Raw genomic sequence first — 24,480 nt, forward strand, 5'->3', positions numbered from 1 at the left:
TTGGAATTGTTCAAGCTTGCTAGAAATATTTTCGCATAAACACACCAATTAATATTTCAATTTATTTGTTTATGTTATAAAAATTTTACATAATAATGAAATTAGAAGGTAAAGCCTCAGTTTGTTAGATACTTTTACATATGTTTTTTTGTAGTAACAAAATTTCCTTTATTCTACAAGTGGAATAAGTACTTCTACTCTAGTGCCAACCCCACTCTTACTAGTAAAAGAGAGACCATATTCTTGTCCATAATTGATTTTGATTCGGTCGTCTATATTTTTTAATGCGAATACATGTTTCGCCTCTTTGATATTACTCATCATTTGTTTAATTTCATCTTCATCAACGCCAACACCATTATCGGAAACAATAAATTTAAGCCCTTTATCCACTCTGTTAATATTTATTTCAATTAAGCCACCTTCAATTACCTGCTCTAACCCGTGTATAATCGCATTCTCAACTAACGGTTGAAGCACTAATTTTGGCATTTTATAGTCCAAAATTTCAGGAGGTATATCAATGTGAAGCTGCAAGCGTTTCCCATACTTTTGTTTTTGAATAAACATATAATTTTCCAAGAAGTCAACCTCTTGGCGAAGAGTAACAAAGGGTTCTCCCTTATTCAGAACATGCTTGAATATATCTGCTAGGGCTTCAATTTGCTCGCTAACATCATAGTTTTTATGCTTAATTGCCAGCCAATGAATAGAATCCAATGTATTGTATAAGAAATGAGGGTTTATTTGAGATTCTAAAGCTTTTAATTCAGCCTCTCTTTGCTTGATTTTTGTTAAATAAACGTCATTTATCGTATTATTCAACTGCTTTGCCATCCTCACAAATCCATTGCTCACTTCCCCCATTTCATCTTTTGAATCAATGTTCAATGAAATATCAAAATTACCAGTTTTAAGTTTCTCCATTTCCTTTTGTAAATTTCGCAACGGCTTAACCATATATTTGTGCTGGACGAAAGAAAACAGAATACCAAAAAATATGCATAACAGTATGACAATGAACAAAATGGTATTAATCGTAGTTTTAACTGACGTGAACGAATGTTCCGGAATGCTTTGTATCAGTGTCCAATTTGTTGCCTCAATTGTATAAAAGAGCACAATACTCCTTTCTCCTTGAATACGGGCAGTAAAATAACCATTTTTCAAATGCAGTGTTTTCCGAACATAATCGATGTGATCAAGGTTTTCGCCCATCCGATTTCTTTCCGTTGAAGATAAGACCCGTCCGGACGAGTCTATTAGAAAGATTTGAGAACCGGAATAAGAATTCATTTTTTTGTAAAATTGGTAGAGCGATTCTTCTCGAATATCGAATCTTTCTATACCAAGCATCCTTCCCAAGCTTTGCATGTCCATAATAGCACGATAATAACTGATTTTTCCCGAAGAGGTTTCCCAGTAGCCTCTTCCTTTGAGCCGATTAGCACGCCCAAATATCTTTTGATCCAAGTCCTGAGCTTGCCTTCCTCTATGAAAAATGACATGGTTTAGGGAGTACAGACTTATCGAATCAAAGTAATTTTTTGATCCAACTACGTTATCAACCCAGTCGCTAATATTCCAATACATTTTTTCATATTCCGCTTGGTCGCCCATTTTGCCTTTGGTGTACTCTTGTACCAACTCATTCGACAGAATTCGAACCGAAATATCGTTCGTATCCGTGACCAGTGAATCAAAACTATTTTCGGTTTGCTTCAACGTTTGAAGCGCATTTTCGCTTGCTTTGTTCAGTGCAAATTGGGAAAATTGATGATTCAAATAGATTCCTACAATGATTAAAGGAATGATAATTAATACCAATATTGAGATATATAATTTTAAACTTAAAGACAGATCCTTGAACTTCATGATGAATTTAACCACACTCCAGGAAGTCTTTTTTATATACAAATAGAACGGCTTCGCAGCACCGAGCCGTTCTTCTTACCTTGCCTGAGATGGACAATTAAGTTCCCATAAGGCACCAAGTGATAAATACAAAGTCAACTGTTATATTTTCTTCGCCGTACCTTAAGATTCAACGTTTAGGCCCAATCGAATTTATTTCCGGCCTGATTTTTTTAAACCCTGCAAACAGACACTCTACCCTTTGACGGCTCCTGCAGTTAGACCTTGAACAAAATAGCGTTGCAGAAAGATAAAGAGAACAATAAGCGGAATTATGATCAAACATATTCCGGCAGTCATTAATCCCCAGTTTGTTGTGTACTCCCCTTGAAAATTTACGAGACCAACAGATAGCGGAATGCCTTTATCTGTCGTCAAAGTAGCAATTTGTGCCCACATTAACTCTCCCCATACAAATGCAAAATTAAACACCGTACATGTGGCGACGGCACCGCTTGATAATGGAAAGACAATTCTGAATAGCAATCCTAATTCACTGCAGCCGTCCATTCTCGCCGATTCTATTAATTCTTCGGGTATCGTCCGGAAAAAATTATACAAGATAACGATACTTCCCGGCATCAACCATCCTACATAGGCGACAATTATCGGAAGATAAGTGACATTTATCATTTTTAATTTAGCCATCATCATATATAGGGGTATAATCATAGACTCCGGCGGCAAGATCATCAAGATAAATAAAAAGCTTACGAACGCTCCTGCGAACGGGACGCGTAATCTAGCCAAAGCAAAAGCTGCAAAGGTTGCCAACACTGTTACGGTAAACAGCGTTACAACCGCAATAACGACGCTGTTTACTAAATAATCTCCTATATGCCCAACCTTAAATGCCTCAACATAATTCTCAGTATGGAATTTGGTAGGTAATGACCATAAATTCGAATAAAACTCTTCTGTTGTTTTAAAAGAGGTGGATATAGTAAAAAGAACCGGATAGATGTTGACTACTGCAAATATAATAAGAGAAAGACGAATGAATATGGGGGAATTCTCTCTTCTAGTATTCATAAACATCACCCTTTGATAGCTTTTGAGAAATGAAAATAATAATGGCAACGAGAATAGTAAACACTACACCGATAGTTGCTGCATATCCGAATTGATTAAAACGGAAACCTACATCCAACATCTGGATTGGTACGATTTTCGAATAATCACCGGGTCCACCTTTTGTCATCGTATAGACGAAATCATAGGCTTTAAAGGCACCGATGATCACCAACATTGATACTAAACCGATCGTTGGCTTGATAAGCGGCAGGATAATCATTTGGATTTGGCGGAAGTAGTTTGCTCCTTCGAGTCTTGCAGCTTCAAACATAGAAGCCGGAATTGTAACAATGGCTGTATAGAAAAGCATCATAACGGAACCAGTACCTTTCCAGCCGCTTACGACAGCCAATGTCCACAGAACAAGTCCAGGTTTTGCTAGCCAGGCTTGTCCTAAACTTCCCAATCCGATTATTTTTAAAAATTGGTTTATTAGTCCGTCAGGGCTTAAAATAAAAGTAAACAATAATCCGATGACGACAAAAGGCATCATGCTTGGTGTAAAGAAAATCAATCGAAATACCGATCCCTGCTTATCGCTAATCTTATACACCATTAATGCGAGCACTAGCCCTCCAAGTATAGCAATCACGGAAGAGATAACTGCGATAAAAATGGAATATCCAAATCCTTTGAGGGTAATCGAATCATGGATTAGTTGGCTATAATTTGCCAAACCCACAATTTTAAGACCTGATAATGGACTCCAATCCGCAAAAGATAATACGAAATTCCAAATAATCGGTATTAACATCGTAAATATGATTAAGATAGCTGCTGGCATAAGTAACGTAACCCCTAATAACCGCTGCTTAAAATTTATGGATCGACCTTTTGATCTACTGGTCACTGGGTACTTTGACTGCTGCTTAATATTTATGGCTTGACCTTTTGGTTGACTGGTCACCTTGCGCTCTCCTCCTCCAAATGATAATGGGCATAAGACAAATCGTTTATGCCCATTATCGTAATCACCTATTAATGAACTGACTACTTTTTCTGCTTGATGGCATCCAATCTCAGCTTTTCGAGATCTTTCAGTGTTGTCTTGGGATTAAAGATATAATTCGCTGGGATTTTATTACCGATATAATCATTCATTTGTGGAGAAATACTAGTAATTTCTTTCTCAGTATAGAGATTCCCAGCGTCCCTAGCATAAAGTGCAATTTTTGGATCATCAGATTTCACGTCTTTAATCGAAACCGGCGAACCGTTATCTACTCGTTTCTGAAGAACTTCCTTACTAGTTAAATATTTCAAGATCTCAATCGAAGCTTCCGGATGTTTCGCATTGGCCGGAATCATAAAACCATTGGCCGTACCCATAACTTTTGAACGAGGACCCATATGCGGGAAGGTTAAGATTTGTGCATTTTTTACTCCAGAGTTTTTGATCGCTGTACCGGCAAGGTAATTAATGTAACCCATAAATGCTATCTTTTTAGACTTAAAGGCGTTCAAAACTTGATCCCCAGTCATGGTAAGCGCACCCTCGCCCGGATAAACATATCCCTTATCATAGAGCCTCTTTGTTGCATCAAAAACTTTTACAACTTCTGGGTCATTGAACGAAATTTTACCTTCTGACCATTCTTTAACTTTTGAATCATTCGGCCATACTGCACGTAAATTATTTCTTACCAACCAGCCTGCCCAATCGCTTTGCATTCCAAGAGGTGTAATTCCTAACTTCTCTTTAACTTTAGTCATTGCAGATGTGAATTCATCCCATGTCGGCTGGTCCGGAATTGTGACTCCAGCTTGATCCAAAAGGTCTTTATTTGCTATCATCATCGGATATACAGGGGTTTGCGGGACTGCATATATTTTACCTTTTATGGTTGCCAAGTCTAAGGAACCGTCAATGAATGTGTTCATCCACTCATTATTATTTGCTTTCAAATAGGGAGTGAGATCCAATGCCATATCGCCCTCGGTGAAATCTCCCATACCACTTGTCCAATAAAAAGAAAGGTCAACGGGTTCGCCTGCGGCGATCGAAGTTTTAACAGTCTTTAAAACGTTACCATCAACTGGTTTGAATGTGATATCATATTTATTAGCGAATTTTTTAGTGACCAACTCTTCTTCTCGTTTCCCATTCACATCATCTGGCCAGGCGATCATTAAGGTGAGATTAATTTTTTCACCTGACTTGGAACCTGACGATGAGTTAGAGGTTGCCTCGTTGGTAGAGCTGCAAGCACTTACAATTAGAGAAATGCAAATTAACAAGATTAGAACAAGACTAGTTTTCTTGGAAAATTTCACTTTTGACCCTCCTGATATTTAATATAAAATATTTTAATATTTGAATGCGCGCGCTTTCATATAAAAATTATAATATTCCAAAAAATTAAGGTGTATAAGAAAAACTACAAATACTTTAGATTTTCTTTGGGTGAGTCAATGCGATGTAAATTTAATAGAAAAAATTAATCAAAGATTAGTCCATTACTTTACAAGACTACGATTTTCTTACTTTTGTTTCCAAAGTCTGTGTTAATATGGCTTTTCTTGTCTTATTTTTTCTCTTTTCACATCCTGGAATTTTTTTATTATCAGGTCTAATAGATCTAGATTATTATCAATAAAAGTTAATCGTTCCTGACTAACTCTGTGCCATTCATAATTACCCATGTTAAGTGCGATAGAATAGCGTATTCCAGGTGAGTACAGCTGATGTAGCTTGCTAATAATATAACTACTTCCGACAACACCATCATATCCGTTTATTATGGTTTCAATGTCGTTTTTTACCCATTTTGGAGTTACCTCCAAAGCCTTTTTAGTTAACACTTCGTATTCTCTCAAGATATCACCTCATATATCATTTGACTCATTTCCAAATTAATTAAAAGATTATTCTGATTTTCTTATTCTCCGGTATGTCAAATGATAGTTTCATATTTAATTCGCCACTCTTTGTTTTTACAGTACATGTAATGACAAATTAGACTGTCATTTTACCTTGTGCATTCTTTCTACGCTCTGCCAATTCCTTACCAATCTGAACTTGCTTTTCCTCTGTTAGATCAAACCATAAGATGGAAATTCCTAGTGTACCCAAAATTGAAGGTAGAACAAATATTACGATTTTAAGCCCAAAGAGGGTGGAACTACTTTGCTCTACTCCAGGTACGTAACCAATAACAGACAGTGCGCCTGCAGCTATCGCACCTGATAAAGCGGTTGCAAATGTTTGTGTAAATCCGCTGATAGAACTCATAAATGCATTGATATTCATCCCTGTTTTCCACTCGGTATAATCGATTGCAGCCGGCATCAATGCCCCCGAAGCAGGACCACTCAATGAACCAATTAATGTGGTAATAACTGAAATAACGATAAAAATGATTAAACCAGTATTATTAGCAGGAATGAATAACAATATCGGTCCTGATATCAGTCCTACAACAACGCTCGTTAAAATGGTAACTTTTAATCCAAAACGCTTAATGACTATATGACTTAAGGCTACACCAATAAGGGCAGGTACCAAACCAATGATTCCCATTATTGCCATTAAGCCTTCATTGTGGAAAAAGTATTTAAAAAAGTGAATTTGAACAGCAGCCCTTACCCCAGCTGATAAGGTAGCTCCAAATAGACTCAAATAAATGATGACAGCCGTTTTATTTGTAAAAGTAGCTGCAAAAATTTGTTTAAATGAGGGTGACTTTCCATCTCTTTTTGTTTCTACCATATATCTTTCCTTTATTTTTGATCCCTGGTAAATTGCTACTAATACAGTGAAAACACCAGCAATTGCCATCAATAAAGAAAATCCTTTAGCATCATTCCCGCCTCCTAAAGTCTTGTATAAGGGTACTGCACCTACGGCAACAACTAAAGCTCCAGCCATAATAGATAGATATCCTAATTGCCCTAATGATACCCTTTCATCCACTCTTTTCGTCACAGTCGGGACTACTGCGCCTCCTGGTAAAGAGATGATTGCTGATATAACACTATAAAAAATATAAGTACTAATGGCGTACACTAAATTTCCGGTCGGACTTAAATTTGGATTAGTAAAAGTTAACCATCCTGTAATACCAAAAGGGACTCCTAAGATGATAAACCATGGTGTGTATTTCCCCCATGGGGTTTTCACTTTATCTATAAAAGCGCCGAAAAATGGCGCTATGATTGCATCCAAAATACGAATAACTAGAAATAGTACTGCTATATAAGCGGGTTTAATTTTCATAATGTCAGTGTAGAAGAAAAGTAAATACATTTGCGTCATTTGAGTATGAAACGTATTAGGCGCACCGCCGACCACGAGGGCTATCTTTTCACCTAGCTTTAGTTTTGGTGCTTCAAAATCTTCAATATCTACAGTTTTAATCGCTTTTGTGGCTTCCATCGTAATTCCCCATTCATAGTTTTATTAAAGCCATTGGTTTTGTGCACATTATAGCCGGCAAACAGTCTGTTTATGTTACAAAATTGAACGAATCATAAGCAGCCTACTTCAACTTTAGCCTAGTGTAAACGATTTAAAGTCAACTTCCCTGTGCCTTTGAACTGAAAAAACAAAGCAGATACAGCCTCTTTTACTTCCAGTGCACCTTCAAAATTTTGATAAGTATCACCCGCGTCGATTGGAATCCGGGTAACTATTTTTCCTCCGACACTGGATAGTACGATCATTTCCCCTCTTGCATTCCCTCGAACCTGCAACGAGATCTTTGTAGTTTCTTGCAAATCGAAGTATTTAAATCCCGCAACCGCTCCATCTTGCATGTTGGCAATATATTGATCACGGTGCTCTTCACGGTCTATGCCGCTTTGTGTAAAGTATGGATGAATCTCATAGTCTTCTAGGTACGTGCTAATGTGGCATGCCCCAAGCTTTGAATATAGATTGCAGGCGATAAAAGCTCCGTATTCGCCTATACCAACAAGCGGACCGTCGTTGAGTCCACAGCTTGTCATCTCTACTTGTTTAATGTATCCGCTTTTATCTATATCAATTTTTTCTGCACAAGCTTGTCGTGAAAACGCATGCTTATTGGTTTGTCTATGATAAAAAACATACCACTGGTCATTTATTTCAACCATGCTACCATGGTTGTTGCCTGTGTAATTTAGCCTTTCCACTTCCGTTCTGCCATTCAGAAAAATATCTCCTTTACTAATAATGGTCCCTCCATATACAAAACCGCCATCCGGCCTGTCACTTGTTGCATAGCACAATTCATGACTATTTATGGAGGAGTAGATAAAGTAATAGGTATTGCCTATTTTTCGCATCGAACTCGCTTCAAAAAACTCATGTCCTATAAAACTAGTCCCATTGGCATGTCCTACCTTTGGTAAAATCAACTTCGGGCCTGCCTTTACAGTCAGCATATCCGGCTCCAATTCAAAGCAATAAGCCCCTTCATACTTACGGCTTTTAAACAACTGATCGCATTGCTCACTATCCTCTGGCCCAAAGCCTGAATATAGGTAAATTCGGCCATCATCATCCATAAAAATTCCTGGATCAAATTGAAATATATCATCATTGCTTTCCCCTACTAATTTTCCATTTTGATACCTAACGGAACCATAGTATTGGAAAGTGCCAGCCGGGGTATCACAAACGGCGACAGACATGACTCCTAGCATATCAAGGGCGTAGTAGAGGTAATAGCGGCCATCTGGTCCTTGTTGAATATCTGGTGCAAACAAACATCTAGTACCATCCGTGTTCATTGGATCTTGATTTTTGCGGTAGATAATTCCTTCGTATCGCCAATCATAAAGACTATCTAATGGAGCAGACCAGCAAACATAATCGTTTTCGCAGAATCTTTCCCCATTGAACTTGTCGTGGGAGCCATAAACAAATAGTCTATCACCAAAAACATAGGGTTCCCCATCAGGTATATACTCATAACTCGGAAGGAATGGATTAAACACTTGCTTTTTCATATATCCTCCTTAAAGAGAAGCAGTGAATTTCGTATTTAAAAAAACAACTTCAAATGTGTCCACCCTTTGTTAAGAATTGAAAGAGTGAGACACATTTTAATGAAGTTTCGGAAAGAATATCTATTATATGGCTTATTTAACGATTACACGTACACGGCAGAGGTTTTGAACCTGTGTATAGATATCGCTTACATCACCATGTCTATTTGATTTAACTCTCAATACTGGGAAGTACGTTCCCGGTTTACTAAAAATGTATTTTGCTTCCACGGTGGCGATAGTGCCATCACCACTTACGTTGGTGAACTCTCCCTTAACAGGAAAATCGGTTTCACCCTCAAAGCTCCATTCGGCAAATGTCAATTGACCAGAATGGACAGGCATTTCAACCTCCGCTTTAAAGTCTACTTGCTCACCGGCGTTTACGATTGTACATTCGCTTCCGTTCGCCTTAAGGGCAACGACCGGTTGAATTCCTTTTCGCTCATTTGCTTTTGATGGTACGGACACTTGTCCATCAATCACCGAATATTGAGTGCTCTCATGAGGAGTGATACCATGCTCAACCCATTCACTAACATCGAGCAAAGCCTGATGGAGAGCTCCAAGATAACTGATAAGATGTAGATCATCCGCCGTCTTTGCCTGATCATCGTGCATGGCATTATCCATATACCATAGTCTGAAACTTTGAGATTCTTTATCCCCTAGTTCGCCCCTAACCTTTGTGCGATACCAATCAGGCTGCCAAGGATAAGCGCTTTCATCGAGTAAAGCAGCCACTACAATCATTTTTCCGTTAAAACGACCACTCTGGATGGATCCAGCCCCTCCGCGGGTAATGTTAGCTCCTATAATAACCGGGCGTTGTGGATAAATTGGCGTGCCATCCTCATAGCGGAACTGATCCCAGACATGAAAATCCGACGATGGAACTTGATGCCGGTGATAGGTCTGTATGGCAATAAAATTCGAATTGTCCAGCATAATTTCATCGCCTGGTTTTACTTTTTCAAGTATTTCAAGCATTCCCTCTATCCCAAAACCTTCCGCGATATAAGCTTTATCTCCTTCCAACCTGTCAAGAGGTATCTTCGAACCTGCAGCCTCACCACTTAGGAAAACGATATCCGTGCCAGTTAAGTACACATCCCCTGTAGGTACGCTCTCAAGTTTCAGCCAAGGCTTAAACAAACTGATATCAATACTTTTGTGTCTATGCCATGCATCATCGGCGCCTGTCTTAGTTTCATCTTTTGCGAGTAAATCTTCGCTTATCAAATGTGTTTCGTTAATCACTGTCTTGTATTGAAGCCTGTCTCTAGCCGCAGAACTGTTTGGCTCCGCACCCAAATAACCGGGAACCGTCCAAAAATCCTTTAAATACTCAGGATCTACTTGCTCTATAACAGGTACGAAAAGCGGAAGTGCTCCCAAACCAACATATTCATGTGAAAACCACACCCTTGTTGGGAATCCCATTTTCGTTACTTCTTCAAGTGCCGCTCTTTCCTCTTCATTGAGACCCGCATAGATATCTCCACTTCCACCAGGTTCCAAAGCGTCAGCAATCACTGGAAGTTTACTCCTGAGAATCCTTAATGCATGGGCACGAACGGTGAAAACATTTGGTATGGCCATTGGTGACCCGATGATATATGGCACGGCACCATCCCATGTATTCGTGTTTTCAAAGCAGCTTATGGTCTTAAATCCGCCGCCGCTTCCCCCATAGATATATCCAAAGGGGCGATGTGGTCCATATAGATTAGCTGCAACTACACGTGAGTACTCTGCCACAGCTGCGCTTGAACGGTAAATAGTCGTATCTACAGCTGCAGGTCCGCCCATATTAGACTCGACAAAATAGGCTCCATTCGTGATAGCAAAGCCAATTTTATCTTCTTCTCCCTTTCGGATTTGAGAAGCATCCTCATGTCCTTGAAAAGGAGCCATAAATTGGAAAAAACGTCCTTTATATTTTTCCTTTTCCGGAAAATAGAAAGAGAATCGGACTTCGGTGCCCTCAAATCCGCCATGAATATAATGGTACCGCACAGCGCCCTCTCGCCATTCATCAATATCTACATAGGGCTTTTGGAATTCCGTGTCTAATTTTGGGTCATAGAGTAACTGTTTTTCTTGTAACATGTTATACCTCCTAAAGTTTTCTATTTTAAGATATTTTTATTTTCACAAAAATCATTAAATATGTATTTCATTTTTTTTGTTTGTGTTATAAAATTTCTAGTATACTTATTGGAGGCAGGTATATTATGAATAATCACGTAACCCTACAAAAGTTATACGAAGCTACGAAAATACCCTTACAGCTTTTTGATAATCATGTACCAATCCAAAATTATGGGTCTGGTGAGTTTAATCCTAATCCAGCTGTCAGCATGATTAACAGCGCTATTAATACCAATTATTCCATATGCTATACCGTTTCACCTGATAATTTATTTTGCGGCCTTATTCGAATTGACAATTCATCGCAATATGTGATAGTCGGTCCTGCCATGGCATTGGATTGTACGCGAAAACAGGCCGAAAATATCCTCGAGAGTTTACAACAGCCAGTAAACAGAACAGATGAATTCTTGCATTGGTTTCGGACAATACCTAATTGCGATCTCCAACGATTTCGTAGTATATTGTGTTGTTTAGATCATTTTTTAAATGGGACAGAGAATGAGCCTGTACACATCGCATACGAAGTGAATCCTTCACCAATGCCTACCATCGATACGAATCCTTCTTTTATCGAACATGTTAGTGATCTATTAGAAAAGCAAATGCTATCTTATATTGAATATGGAAATACTAATGCACTTGAAGCCGTTTTATACGATATGCAAACTAGGGGTGGTGAAGGTGGAGTTCCTGAGACAGCTTCAGACGTCATAAGGTCCTATAAAAACATATTTATTGTATCAACGGCACTTGCCTCAAGAGCCGCCGTGAAAGGTGGCTTGGATTTTGATACTGCAAATGCCCTTACAACCAAGTATCTAACTCAAATTGAAAAGATTAAAAATTACAGTGAAATTTTCATTCTCTTAAAGCAAATGTTCTTGGATTTTACGGAGAGAACGGCTCGATCTCGTTTCTATTTATCAGACTCCCTTCTTGTCAATAAAATTAGTAAAGAAGTACAAGCCCATCTTTATGAAAAAATTACACCTGCAAGTATAGCTGATCGTTTAAAGATGAATAGTTCTTATCTTTCGACACATTTTAAGCAAGAAACTGGAAAAACATTGACGGATTTTATTAATGAGGTGAAAATAAAAGAAGGCATACGATTACTAGAAACCACCCAAATGCCTCTCATTCAAATTTCGGCCCAGCTTGGTTTTTCTTCACAAAATTATTTTCATACAGTTTTCAAAAAAATAACTGGCATGACACCTGTCGAGTATCGGAATAAAACCTAAATCTAGGAGAAATACCCATAAAATAGAAAACAGCACTGGTTAATATAAACCCAGTGCTGTTTTGCATTTAACTACTTCAAGAGGGCAGTAAATTTTAAAATACTGTCATTTTTCCTTGTTGATCATTTAAAAGCTGAATCATACCTGCAAGCATTTCTTCCGTAAATTTCCCCTGACTATAATTCACAATGGCTCGTAAAGGTACACTTTCCATCATTGCATTATTCATTTTTACTTCATCATCGTTTCCAGACGCATTTTGTTTCTCGCGAGTTTGGCTCAATTTCCCAACAAACTGTTTGGCAATTTCCGATAAAGCAGGGTTAGCGAATATTTCTCCAAGCGTAGTATTTCGATCAACTGGCTTTTGAACTAGAACGGATGATTGAACCCGAATCTTATCAGATAAAACAATATCCCGAGAGGACTTACCGATTAAGATTTCAAATTCTCCCGTCTCGACATGCCAATCCTTCAAATGAACGTTATAGTAAGCAAATGACCGTTTATCTAACACAAAGGTAACTGTTTTTTGTTCTCCAGGTTGTAATTCTACCTTTTTAAATCCTTTTAACTCTTTTTCAGGCCTGATCACTGTACTTGCTACGTCTTTTATATAAAGTTGAACAATCTCTTTTCCAGGTACTCTGCCACTATTTTTTACGTTTAGACTTACACTCACCGTCTCTGTATCTTTTATTTCCTTTTTATTTAGAATTAGATTGCTATATTTAAAGTTTGTATAACTTAGGCCATAACCAAATGGAAATAACGGCTCAATTTCTTTTTTGTCGTAGTAGCGGTATCCAACGAAAATTCCTTCTTTATATTCCACTTTGTCCCCATCACCAGGGAAGTTTAAGAATGAAGGGTTATCGCTTAACTTCTGCGGAAAAGTTTCGGCTAATTTTCCGCTTGGATTTGCATCGCCAAAAAGCAAATCGGCGATGGCCCCTCCAAGTGCCTGACCACCTAAATAGCCCTCAAGCAATCCTTTCACATGACCGATCCAAGGCATGATAATGGGAGCACCGTTGCTTAATACGACAACGATATTCTGGTTGACTTCTGCAATCACTTCTATTAATTGGATATGGCTTTCCGGCATGCGTAGATGCTCACGGTCATATCCCTCAGATTCATAGCTTTCAGGAAGGCCAACAAAAAGTACGGCAGTATCTGCCCCTGCTGCTGCTTCTTTTGCCTCATTCATTAATTTTTCGTTTACTGTGTCTTCGTTTAGGTTATAGCCTTGTGCATAGATTACATTCGCATTCCCAGAAATAGATTCAATTTCATCCAAAATATTCTCCAGTTTTGTAGGGACGATATGCGAGCTGCCTCCACCCTGGAATCGAGGTTTCTTGACAAATTCTCCGATCACCGCAATGGTGCCTTCTCTTTTTATCGGAAGAATCTGGTCTTCATTTTTTAGAAGGACCATACTTTCTCTAGCAACTTCCCTTGCTAGTTGATGATGGGCTTCACGACTGTATGTCGCATTTTCTTTTTTATGATCAACTGCTTTAAAGATGATCGTAAGCAATCTTTCCACTGCTTTGTCCAATTCTCCTTCTGAAACTTGACCTTTTTTTACAGCATTTACAATTTTTTGATCACCAACACTGTTAGCGGGCATTTCAAGCTCTAGTCCGTTATTTAGCGCTTTTTCACGTTCGTTTACCGCTCCCCAATCCGAAACGACAATGCCTTCAAATCCCCATTCATCTTTTAAAATATCTTTTAATAAATACTCATTCTCTGAAGCGTATTCTCCATTTACCTTGTTGTAAGCAGCCATCACGGTCCATGGTTTTGCCTGCTTAACAGGACCTTCAAAGCTGGCAAGATATATTTCACGCAGTGTCCTTTCATCAATAACAGCATCTATTGACATTCTACGATACTCCTGGTTATTAGCTGCAAAGTGTTTCAAAGAAGTTCCTACCCCTTGACTTTGGACTCCTTTAATATGATTAACTGCCATTTCTGATGAGAGATATGGGTCTTCAGAGAAATATTCAAAGTTTCTTCCACAAAGAGGAGAACGTTTAATGTTTGCACCAGGACCAAGAAGAATAGCCACATCCTCAGTCTGACATTCCTCACCAAGGGCAACTCCAACTTTATGAATCAATTCCCTATTCCAGGAACTAGCCATCCCCACAGCCGATGGAAAGCATGTTGCCGGCACGCTGTCATAGATTCCCAAATGGTCTGAACCACCCTCTTGTTTACGGAGACCATGAGGGCCATCCGTAACCATAATGGACGGAATCCCCAGTCGTTCAATTCCTTGCAACCTCCAAAATTCAAGTCCTGAACACAAACTTGCCTTTTCCTCTAGTGTCATTTTGCTGATAATTTCGCTAATATTCCGATTCATGAAACCTCGTTCCTTTCTATGATTTTTGTTCGTCCATTTCCTTCAATGTAAGGCTTCCTTTGTTGCAAGAACTGCAATTCCAACTTTTCCTGGAAGATTAATCTCTGTTTTTCCACTGGCATTGGTCTTAATTACTGTTCTTGTCATTTCCCATACATCGATTATTTCCACCGTGTAAACTGCATCCTCGGGGAGATTCATGGTTGTATAGATTGTGCATGCATCACCAAGATAAGTCAGATAAAACTCATCCTTGTAATGAACAATTGGAGGTGTCATAAACTCCATCATATGTGCAAATTCTGCATCATTGAGCTTGCACATACACTTGAACACCAGATTATCTGTAATTTCCGATTTTCCATTTGCCACCATATCACGTAACTGCTGCTGGGTCTCAAATGGTACTGCATCCGGTGAATGATACAAGGTAAGTGTTCCTGGAATTTCTTCAAAAAGCTCTCTCATATATGCAATACGACGGACACTTTCTCCTTTCAGTCTGCCCCCCTTGCTCCACCAAAGGATCTGGTTATCATCCATTTTCTCCACATAGGTTTCTCCATGGGTTGCATAAGCTCCCATGCAACAGGTCTTCCAAAACCTATTTACTATTTCAAACCCGGATAAATTACCCCAGTTATATGGAATGTTTCCTTCATATCCCAGCTCATCATAGATTACAGGTTTGCGATACTTCCGGAATAGAGCTGGAATTTTGGCTGCATCAGATTGCTGCAGACTGCAATGCGTTGTATATGGGTTGGAAAAATCCCAAGGATGTAGAAAGTTGTGGTTGCTGAGAAGGTGTTGATATGGATCGTTAATACCAAGATATTCTGCAAAAGCATCCCAATCCTTTTGTTCCAATCCATCCATCAGGTCATATTCATTGGCAAGAGACCACCAAACGTTCGGGTATGCTGCAACTCTGCGTATAAGATATTCCAAATAAATCTCATACTCTTTTCTGGTCAGATACATAAGTCCCCAACAATCATAAGGATGAAGCAGTATCAAATCTGCCTGAATTCCATATTCCTGCAACTGGATCAGTTTCTCGTCCAGTTTTTTCCAAAATGTAACGTCCGGTCTTTTCACGTCCCAATTTCCCTCTGTGTCCCTTTCAAATGGAAATATCTCTGGTTCATTGCGGTTAAACTCAAAATATTTTGGAAAAATACACATACGTACTTTATTAAATGGTGCAGTTTTCAAAGTTTCCATAGTCACATCCATCAGTAGCTTTTCCTGATGGAGAAGTGCATATATTGTTGTACCATATGGTAGATAAGGGGTTCCGTCTTCGTATTGGAATGATAGATTATTCACCCGAACTAATCCATGGTCCTTTTGATCAGCTACTTCTACCCATTCTCTTCCTTCCATAGTTCCACATAGCTCTATAGAAGACTCGACTTTATATTCACACCATCCACTCTCTAATGGCAGATAACGAACCCGGTAATTTTCTTCTCCATCGTAAAATCCTTTCACACATGTTTTTTTTCCATTTATTTGAAAGGTCCCTTTGATATCCACGTTTACAAAGTCACCTTCCGGTTCTTTCCCCTTAAATGTAAGTTCATATATTTGATATTGTTTCATTCTTTTTCTCCTCGATATTTACTTATCTAGCGTTCTCCAAAAAAACGCTATTCTGTAAATTCTTAATACTTATTTCACTCTTGTAAGATTCAATCAATGTTGAAGTTCCTGCCCAAACAGTAAAACTAACAGTGTCTAGGATTAATCTATTAAGCTAGTATTTTCTTTTATGAATAATCTCAATTGCCCAATAAACGATGAAAAGGTTATTGTTGTACAGTAACTAATTTTTCCTCAAGTGCATTTAACTCATTAATAAGCGCATTTAATCTATCTTCCGTTAACTTCGACATTGGATGATATAATAGCTTTTCAATTGGCTCTGCTTTTAACCGGGCTAATTGACCATGAGGATTGGAAATTCCAGGTACATACATTTCTAAAGTCTTCGTCATTTCCTCATTTAATAGCAAGTCAATTAATCTAGTATTTGCAGAATAAATCGTCCTAAAACCACGTTCATTCTTATAAACGAAACGATATTGACCAGACCCTACTACAAGTGAAACCCCCTTATCTGTTTGGCAAATATCAAAAATTCCTTCCACTTTTGTTATAATGATACCGTTTTCTTTAACATCCTCTTTATTAGCAAATGGCAAGATAATCTGTGCTGTGGTATTAACCGGAATTTCTACTTCTATGGTTACTTCCTCATGAGTGATATTCCAAGCCGAAACGATTCGTCCATACATAGAATCATACGTAGCCCTTGCATAGGTTAATTCTTTACCACCAATTCTTGGCTGAATACGAATCCGTTTATAAGCCGGCTCCGTTTCATCCATGTCAAGTCCTGCCACCACTCGATACATCCAGTCTCCAATGGCTCCATAGGCGTAATGATTGAACGAATTCATATCATCACTCCAGAATGAATCATCTTCTTTAATACCATCCCAATGCTCCCAGATGGTGGTTGCCCCTTTGGATACAGAGTATAACCATGATGGAAATGTCTCTTGAAGCAGCAGCTTTACAGCAGTTTCATGATAACCGTTATTCGAAAGAACAAGGTTTAAATAGGGCGTCCCTACAAATCCTGTTGTTAGATGGTAGTCATTTTCTAAAACCAACTGATTTAAGTCATAGGATATTCTCTCTCTTATTTTTCCTTCTACAAGGTCGAACATGAGGGTAAGTACATGCGCAGTTTGTGTTGTAACAGCCAGTCTTCCTAACGGGGTTATAAACTCATCGTTATAGTATTTTTTTATCCGAATTAAAAGTTCATCATACTGCTTCACATCGTCCACTTTGTTTAGAACTTTTGCTGTGTCACGTAAGAGCCTAGTTGAGTAGGCATAAAAAGCTGTAGCGATAAGTTCATCAGGGGTAGCACCAAAATAAGTATCTTCTTTGGAGTCTAACCCAAGCCAATCTCCGAAGTGGAAGCCAGTATTCCATGCATATTCCATTTCCCCTTGGGCCCGAATGTATTCTACCCAAGCTTGCATACTAGGATATTGTTCTTCTAGAAGTCTCGTATCACTATAGGAAAGGTATACAGTCCATGGACAAATCACCGCTGCATCTCCCCATGCTGCGGAAGAATCACCATCCACCACATTCGGGATGACGAAAGGAACGCCGCCATTTGGAAGTTGATCTGCTTTTAAATCACGGAGCCATTTGGTGAAAAATGGGCCACCCTGATAGTTGAAAAGTGCTGTACGTATGAATACTTGTGCATCACCGGTCCAACCCAATCGTTCATCACGCTGCGGACAATCGGTTGGAACATCCACAAAGTTCCCTCGCTGTCCCCATTTAATATTCTGTTGTAATTGATTCACCACTGGATTCGAGGTCTTAAAATTACCTGATTGCACCATATCGGTATGAATAACTTCGCCAACAAAATGTTCGAGATTCAGGCCGTTTTCCTGGCCAGGATACCCTTCAATCTTCACATATCGGAATCCTTGGAAGGTGAAAACGGGTGCATAACTCTCCATCCCTTCGCCCTTTGTGATATACTCGACGGTTTGCTTGGCCGACCTAAGGTTGCCAAAGTAAACATTGCCGTCCTTATCCAGTACTTCTGCATGTTTTAATGTGATTTTTGTACCTGCCGGAGCAGTGACGGTAAATCGAATGCGGCCCACCATATTTTGCCCCATATCTAAAACAGTATCTCCTGCTGGTGTAATTAACACTGCTTGTGGCTTTATTGTTTCAATTACTCGTGTAGGATTGTTTTCCTGAGCAACCAAATTCTCCAAAGGAAGATCAAGAGTATCCGTACCCATCCATTTGGAATCATTAAAATCAGATTTGCTCCAGTCCCTTTGTTCCAGTCGTGCATCATATACTTCTCCATGATAAAGTTCGGAGTACAAAATTGGACCTGTAAAAGCCTTCCAGGTGTGATCCGATACTAGAAGATCTTCTGTACCATCATCATAACGGACATTCAATTGAAGAATTATTCCTCGCTTTGTGCCGTAATTATTTCGTGTGCAATCCCAAGAGAGATCTCCTTTGTACCAGCCATCTGCTAACATGGCACCGATTGCATTCGAACTGCTTGTCAGAAGGGCGGTTACATCATAGGTTTGATATTGAATTCTTTTACTGTAGCTCGTCCACCCAGGAGCCAGTAAATCCTCTCCTACACATTGCCCGTTTAAATAAAGCTCGTACAGGCCTACACCTGTAGCATATATACGTGCTGACTCAATTCCATCTTTCAAATTAAATTCCTTACGTAACAAGAATGCAGGTTCTGAAGCCGGGTCAAGCTCCTGGGGGTTTGGTGTAATCCACTTCGCCTTCCATTCATTCGTTTCAAAGAAGGCAGTTTCCCACCATGCAATGTCGCTCCAATCGGATTGTCTGCCAAAATGATCCCAAACTTTTACACGATAATAATACCTTGTAGTGGATTTCAGCTCAGGTCCTGCGTAATCAATGTGAAGTGATTGCTCTGACTCTATATATCCTGTATCCCATATAGGTGTTTCAAAATTGAATTTCAAAGAAACTTGGAGCTGATAAGCCAATTGCGTCGTTCCACGGCGGTCTGATTGGATTTTCCAACTGAGTCGAGGTTTTTTTACATCCAAACCAATTGGATTTTTTCGATATTCACAGGTTACGTCATATATTTTCAATTCGTTCATTTGCATTGTTAGAATTCCCTGTCCTTTCCAATAGAAACATAATCTTTCAGCAGAGTTTCAGGAATCTGGTTGATCAATTCATTCACAGTCCAAGGCTTATCTGTCTTTTTGATTTCTTTGATAATTTTGGGTTCGGAATAGAGTGAAATACGACCTCCGCCAGTAACAGTGAATACCGCTCCATTTACGTAGGAAGCCTGTTCTGTGCAGAGATACACCAAGAAGGGAGCAACGTTTTCGGCGGGACCATGTTCCTTCTCGGATTCTTCCACACGATTATTGTTCGGATCCATCTTTATTCCATTTTCCTCCATCATCGTTCTGAGAGTTGCTCTGAAACTCATGTGACCAGGTGAATCTGCTTGGGGACAATAAGTGTTTACGGTAATGCCAAACCTATCAAGTTCCTTTGCCGTGGATTTAGTAAGTCCGACAATACCGGCATTTGCAGCACTATAGGCACTGAGGTTGGCAATTCCCGTCCATGCGTCTGAGGCACAATTGAGAATTCGCCCAAAGCCCTGTTTTATCATATAGGGCATCGCATGGGACATCAGATTGTAAGCACCCTTGAGCTTGGAAACTGTCTGATAATCCCAATCGGATTCTTTCATCTCTACAAAAGGACCGAATCCCATCCCCGCCGCATTATTAACAACGATGTCAATCCGGCCATATTTTTCAATGGCTAGTTGGACCATTTTGCCAGCGGTTTCAAATTCAGAGACATCCCCATAGAAAGGAGTTGCTTCTCCGCCCTCCATCATGATTTCCTGTGCAGTACTTTCTGCATCACCTCTAAGTTCGAGAATCTTTTTCATTTCCTCCACATTAAACTCGGGAGTGCCTTTTACACCTAGCGATAGAAATGACTCGTTTACAGAAACCGTATCGTTGCTTTTCGGTTTTCGATTATTCGTGATAACCTTGGCACCTTCTTTAGCCATAAAAAGAGCAATGCCTCGACCGACCCCCTGTCCAGAACCAGTTACAATTGCTACTTTTCCTTCTAATGATTTTGTCATGTTACCATCTCCTACTTTTCAATTGAATTATCAATTCTTACTACATTTAATCTAAGATATTAATATTTTCTCAAAAACCGATATATCTGTATTTCATTTTTTTTGTTAATATTATAAAATCTTTACTATATTTATTTTGGGTAAGTGGGCTTTCCCTCCTTTTTCCTATTTACAAAAAAAACGATTCTAAAATCCTTAGATTTTAGAATCGTTTTTTTCTTGCCATCCATATTTTTTAATAGTTAAAGCTTCTCACCATCAGTGGCAATAACATCTTTGTACCAATGAAAAGATTTTTTAGGAGTCCGCTTTAGTGTACCATTACCATAATCATCTTGATCTACATAGATAAACCCATAGCGTTTAGACATTTCTGAAGTACCAGCACTGATTAAATCTATACAACCCCAAGTGGTGTATCCGATTAGGTCTACTCCATCCTGAATAGCATCTCCCATTGCCTTGATATGTTCACGCAGATAATCAATTCTGTAATCATCTTGAATCGAACCATCTTCTTCTACCTTGTCATACGCACCTAAACCGTTTTCTACAATAAATAAAGGCACTTGATATCGATCATACAGTTTCTTCAAGGTAATTCTTAAACCAGTAGGGTCAATTTGCCAGCCCCAATCAGATGTTTCAAGATAAGGGTTCAAAATTCCGCTTGAGAAGTTACCTTTTTGTTTCAATTTTTCTGGATCACCACTCGCCACCATTGTCATGTAGTAACTAAATGATAGAAAATCTACTGGATGCTGAAGCAAGATTTCTTCATCACCAGGTACCATCTCGATGTGGATATTATTTTTTGCAAAATAGCTTAACATATGACTTGGGTAATAGCCGCGAACCTGAACATCTGTGAAGAATAAGTTCTTTTGATCTTCTTCCAGTGCAACTAGTACATCTTGTGGATTACAGGTTTCTGGATATACTTCCATACGAGCTAACATACAGCCGATTTGCGAACCAGGGATAATCTCATGGCAAGCCTTAACCGCTCTAGCACTAGCAACAAATTGGTGGTGAAGCGCCTGATAAACTGCTTGTTCCTTATGCTCTACACGGTCGATAAGAAGACCAGAACCGATATATGGTGAAAATTGCGAGATATTGATTTCATTAAAAGTTAACCAATACTTAACTTTATCCTTGTAACGATTAAAAACAGTTTCTGCATAATGAACAAAGAACTCCACCACGCGGCGGTCTGCCCAGCCGTTATATTTTTGAACGAGGTTAAGTGGAATTTCATAGTGTGATAAAGTAACCAACGGCTCGATCCCGTATTTTTGTAATTCATCAAACACTGTGTCATAAAAAGCAAGTCCTTCTTCATTAGGAGTCAGTTCATCTCCATTTGGAAAAATGCGCGGCCAAGAAATAGACATACGGAATACCTTAAAGCCCATTTCCGCAAACAAGGAAATATCTTCCTGATAACGGTTGTAAAAATCAATCCCGCGTCGCTTTGGAAAGTTTTCGCCGTCCCCTAAGGATAATAATTCTTCTAATTCTTTTTCGCTTTTTACATCCATCTCTGGATCATTTCCGCGTTCCTCTTTTGGCACAAATTTAACCATATCGAAAATGGATAAACCTTTGCCGCCTTCATTATATGCACCTTCTAATTGGTTAGCAGCGGTTGCGCCGCCCCATAAAAAGTCTTTAGGAAATTTAAAATTGGTCATGATTTCTTACCTCCAATAATATGTAGGATTTAGGGCTCCGGCTTTGAGGCCGGAACCATATCCTTTATAGATTGAACCTGGACTTAAACAAGAACTAAAAGCTCTTCATTTTTGTCAACTTTTCCTGCCTGTAATACTTTAACTTCTTGATAATCTGGAGTGTTTGTAACAACAATCGGTGTTATGACTTGGTAGCCAGCTGCTTTAATCGCTTCTACATCAAATTCAACTAATAAATCCCCGGCTTTTACCATATCGCCTTGATTCACATGAGCAGTGAAATGTTTTCCATCTAATTCAACCGTATCCATTCCAACATGAATGAGGATTTGGGCACCATCTTCAGATGTTAAACCGATCGCATGTAATGTTTTAAACATAAGGGTTACTTCTCCATTAACAGGAGAAAAGACTTTTCCTTCAGATGGGTTAATCGCTACACCCTTACCCATGGATTCACTTGAAAATACATGGTCTTTTACTTCAGATAAAGGAACGATTTCTCCTTTGATTGGGCTAACTATTGCTACTGGACCATCTTGTTTTTTCACTTCTACTTTTGTTTCTTCTTTGCTTGCTGTTGCTGTGTCTTTGAATCCAAACACATAAGTTAAGACAAATCCTAGTACGAAAGATACGACAATCGCAATCATTGCGCCCCAGAATGCCATATCAAGGCCTGCACCTGGTTTGATAAAGCTTGGAATAGCGAAAATACCCATTCCGCCAAACATCCATAATTTACTTGCAAAAGCACCGATAATTCCGCCGCCAATTCCACCAGCGATACAGCTCATAATAAATGGCTTTTTAAGCGGTAATGTAATACCATAAATCGCTGGTTCGGTTACACCGAAAATACCTGAAATGAAAGCTGGGATACTTAGAGATTTCAATTTTTTGTTTTTAGTCTTTAACAATACACCTAAAACTGCACCAGTTTGTGCAAAAGATACGAAAGTAATTGTCGCTAAAACTGGATCGTAATGCATAGTTGTAATGTTGTTCATTGCAATTGGAACAAGTCCCCAGTGAAGACCGAACATAACGAACACTTGCCAGAAACCGCCTAGGATTAAACCAGCGACGATTGGGCTTAAATTATAAATCCAGATAGTTGCTGCACCAAGTAAGCTGCCAGCCCATGTTGCAATTGGTCCGATGACTAAGAAAGTTAATGGAACCATAACCATGATGGTTAAGAATGGAACTAAGAATGTTTTTACTACATCAGGAATGATTTTCTTGAATCCTTTTTCTACCTTTACTGCAAAAAATGCTGCCAATACAATTGGAATAACGCTTGATGCATAACTCATTAAAATAACTGGAATACCTAAGAATGTTACATGAACATCAGATTGGAATAACGTTCCTTTAAATAATGTGTAAAGTGGTTTCCCTGCTGACAGCGCTGTCAAACCTGGGTGAACAAGTGCTGCGGCAATTGCCATACCGACAAACGGGGTTCCACCAAACTTTTTCATAGCTGTGTAGCCTAGGAAAATTGGTAAGAAGTTAAACAAGCCATCTCCAGCGATATTTAATAGGTTATAAGTACCAGAAGTCGCTTCTACCAGATGCAAAGCTAAGAATAAGGCAGCGAGACCTTTTAGCATACCTGTTGCAGCAAGTACACCCAAGATTGGCGTGAATACTCCAGAAATCATGTCGATGAATTTGGCACCTAGACCTACTTTTCCATCACTATTTGAAGCACTTTCACTCACTCCACTAAGACCACCAACTTCTAATACGGCGGCATATACATCTGGTACATGATTTCCGATAACGACCTGGTATTGTCCCCCACTTTTCATGACTGTAACGACACCATCTAAGTTTTTAATTCCCTCTGTTTTTGCCTTATTTTCGTCCTTCAATTTAAAACGAAGTCTTGTCACACAGTGGAACACACTATTTACATTTTCTTTTCCGCCAACTAATTCGAGTATATCTTTTGCTAACTTTTCATACTTCATGTTAGTAACCTCCATAAAATCTAAAATAGAAGAATAATAGAATTCGCGCGCGGAAAGAATAACAAAACACAAAAAGACAGGCAAAACCAAAACCACTGAACTCTCGAGCAATGCGCTCATAACGCTCATGTGATTTAGGTTTTGCCTGCCTGACCAGTAACAATCCTAGTAGTATTCTGTTATCGCTTTCATGTTTATACTATACTACCATAACGTGATTTTTGTCAACGGTTTCATTTGCATTTTTTTTAATACATTTAACATTAATCGATAACAACTATACATAGTAACAAACGTC

Annotated in this window: 15 protein-coding genes; 1 reads left to right on the forward strand and 14 read right to left on the reverse strand. The window is 38.9% G+C overall.

Translation table 11 applies throughout. From position 1 onward, the window contains the following. Nucleotides 1–168 precede the first annotated feature (168 nt). The 8 genes from L1999_RS17285 to L1999_RS17320 all read right to left on the reverse strand — a co-directional run bounded on the left by L1999_RS17285 (nucleotide 169) and on the right by L1999_RS17320 (nucleotide 11,070). On the reverse strand, nucleotides 169–1,875 hold the full coding sequence (locus tag L1999_RS17285) for a cache domain-containing sensor histidine kinase (protein WP_235739685.1): 1,707 nt from the start codon (nucleotides 1,873–1,875) through the stop codon (nucleotides 169–171). Nucleotides 1,876–2,109: 234 nt separating this feature from the next. Next, on the reverse strand, nucleotides 2,110–2,946 hold the full coding sequence (locus tag L1999_RS17290; protein ID WP_235739686.1) for a carbohydrate ABC transporter permease: 837 nt from the start codon (nucleotides 2,944–2,946) through the stop codon (nucleotides 2,110–2,112). Beyond that, nucleotides 2,936–3,895 (reverse strand): carbohydrate ABC transporter permease, encoded by a 960-nt coding sequence (locus tag L1999_RS17295; RefSeq protein WP_235739687.1) that lies wholly within the window; start codon nucleotides 3,893–3,895, stop codon nucleotides 2,936–2,938. The genes L1999_RS17290 and L1999_RS17295 overlap by 11 nt, the downstream gene beginning before the upstream one ends. A gap of 83 nt (nucleotides 3,896–3,978) precedes the next feature. After that, nucleotides 3,979–5,262: an ABC transporter substrate-binding protein gene (locus tag L1999_RS17300; protein WP_235739688.1), complete on the reverse strand. Its 1,284-nt coding sequence runs from the start codon at nucleotides 5,260–5,262 to the stop codon at nucleotides 3,979–3,981. Between the two features lie 231 nt (nucleotides 5,263–5,493). Beyond that, nucleotides 5,494–5,805, reverse strand: coding sequence for a hypothetical protein (locus tag L1999_RS17305; protein ID WP_235739689.1), 312 nt, complete (start codon nucleotides 5,803–5,805; stop codon nucleotides 5,494–5,496). A 139-nt stretch (nucleotides 5,806–5,944) separates the two neighbouring features. After that, nucleotides 5,945–7,363, reverse strand: coding sequence for an MFS transporter (locus L1999_RS17310; RefSeq protein ID WP_235739690.1), 1,419 nt, complete (start codon nucleotides 7,361–7,363; stop codon nucleotides 5,945–5,947). A gap of 119 nt (nucleotides 7,364–7,482) precedes the next feature. Next, on the reverse strand, nucleotides 7,483–8,919 hold the full coding sequence (locus L1999_RS17315; protein WP_235739691.1) for a family 43 glycosylhydrolase: 1,437 nt from the start codon (nucleotides 8,917–8,919) through the stop codon (nucleotides 7,483–7,485). A gap of 132 nt (nucleotides 8,920–9,051) precedes the next feature. Then, nucleotides 9,052–11,070, reverse strand: a complete 2,019-nt coding sequence (locus L1999_RS17320; protein ID WP_235739692.1) for a hypothetical protein — start codon at nucleotides 11,068–11,070, stop codon at nucleotides 9,052–9,054. A gap of 125 nt (nucleotides 11,071–11,195) precedes the next feature. Between L1999_RS17320 and L1999_RS17325 the strand changes: the two genes are divergently transcribed. Next, nucleotides 11,196–12,359, forward strand: coding sequence for an AraC family transcriptional regulator (locus tag L1999_RS17325; RefSeq protein WP_235739693.1), 1,164 nt, complete (start codon nucleotides 11,196–11,198; stop codon nucleotides 12,357–12,359). A gap of 94 nt (nucleotides 12,360–12,453) precedes the next feature. Here the strand turns inward: L1999_RS17325 and L1999_RS17330 are convergent, their stop codons facing one another. The 6 genes from L1999_RS17330 to L1999_RS17355 form a co-directional block, all read right to left on the reverse strand. Next, the gene (locus L1999_RS17330) at nucleotides 12,454–14,745 is read right to left on the reverse strand and encodes a glycoside hydrolase family 3 C-terminal domain-containing protein (protein WP_235739694.1); all 2,292 of its coding nucleotides are present in this window, start codon (nucleotides 14,743–14,745) and stop codon (nucleotides 12,454–12,456) included. A 42-nt stretch (nucleotides 14,746–14,787) separates the two neighbouring features. Then, nucleotides 14,788–16,353 (reverse strand): apiosidase-like domain-containing protein, encoded by a 1,566-nt coding sequence (locus L1999_RS17335; protein ID WP_235739695.1) that lies wholly within the window; start codon nucleotides 16,351–16,353, stop codon nucleotides 14,788–14,790. Nucleotides 16,354–16,559: 206 nt separating this feature from the next. Further along, nucleotides 16,560–19,478, reverse strand: a complete 2,919-nt coding sequence (locus L1999_RS17340) for an alpha-L-rhamnosidase (protein ID WP_235744378.1) — start codon at nucleotides 19,476–19,478, stop codon at nucleotides 16,560–16,562. A gap of 8 nt (nucleotides 19,479–19,486) precedes the next feature. Then, a complete protein-coding gene (locus L1999_RS17345; RefSeq protein ID WP_235739696.1) occupies nucleotides 19,487–20,503 on the reverse strand; it encodes an SDR family NAD(P)-dependent oxidoreductase in 1,017 nt (338 codons plus the stop codon). A gap of 242 nt (nucleotides 20,504–20,745) precedes the next feature. After that, a complete protein-coding gene (locus L1999_RS17350) occupies nucleotides 20,746–22,200 on the reverse strand; it encodes a glycoside hydrolase family 1 protein (protein WP_235739697.1) in 1,455 nt (484 codons plus the stop codon). An 83-nt stretch (nucleotides 22,201–22,283) separates the two neighbouring features. Then, entirely contained in the window at nucleotides 22,284–24,182 is a 1,899-nt protein-coding gene (locus L1999_RS17355; RefSeq protein ID WP_235739698.1) for a beta-glucoside-specific PTS transporter subunit IIABC, read from the reverse strand. Nucleotides 24,183–24,480 lie beyond the last annotated feature (298 nt).

The organism is Neobacillus drentensis, assembly GCF_021560175.1.
In the GTDB taxonomy this organism is placed as follows: domain Bacteria; phylum Bacillota; class Bacilli; order Bacillales; family Cytobacillaceae; genus Neobacillus; species Neobacillus drentensis_A.

Bases quoted from the DNA above. Each gene is read 5' to 3' on its own strand.
- L1999_RS17285 (WP_235739685.1), bottom strand. From the start codon at position 1,875: ATGAAGTTCAAGGATCTGTCTTTAAGTTTAAAATTATATATCTCAATA.
- L1999_RS17330 (WP_235739694.1), bottom strand. From the start codon at position 14,745: ATGAATCGGAATATTAGCGAAATTATCAGCAAAATGACACTAGAGGAA.
- L1999_RS17315 (WP_235739691.1), bottom strand. From the start codon at position 8,919: ATGAAAAAGCAAGTGTTTAATCCATTCCTTCCGAGTTATGAGTATATA.
- L1999_RS17350 (WP_235739697.1), bottom strand. From the start codon at position 22,200: ATGACCAATTTTAAATTTCCTAAAGACTTTTTATGGGGCGGCGCAACC.
- L1999_RS17355 (WP_235739698.1), bottom strand. From the start codon at position 24,182: ATGAAGTATGAAAAGTTAGCAAAAGATATACTCGAATTAGTTGGCGGA.
- L1999_RS17310 (WP_235739690.1), bottom strand. From the start codon at position 7,363: ATGGAAGCCACAAAAGCGATTAAAACTGTAGATATTGAAGATTTTGAA.
- L1999_RS17290 (WP_235739686.1), bottom strand. From the start codon at position 2,946: ATGAATACTAGAAGAGAGAATTCCCCCATATTCATTCGTCTTTCTCTT.
- L1999_RS17335 (WP_235739695.1), bottom strand. From the start codon at position 16,353: ATGAAACAATATCAAATATATGAACTTACATTTAAGGGGAAAGAACCG.
- L1999_RS17325 (WP_235739693.1), top strand. From the start codon at position 11,196: ATGAATAATCACGTAACCCTACAAAAGTTATACGAAGCTACGAAAATA.
- L1999_RS17340 (WP_235744378.1), bottom strand. From the start codon at position 19,478: ATGAACGAATTGAAAATATATGACGTAACCTGTGAATATCGAAAAAAT.
- L1999_RS17320 (WP_235739692.1), bottom strand. From the start codon at position 11,070: ATGTTACAAGAAAAACAGTTACTCTATGACCCAAAATTAGACACGGAA.
- L1999_RS17345 (WP_235739696.1), bottom strand. From the start codon at position 20,503: ATGACAAAATCATTAGAAGGAAAAGTAGCAATTGTAACTGGTTCTGGA.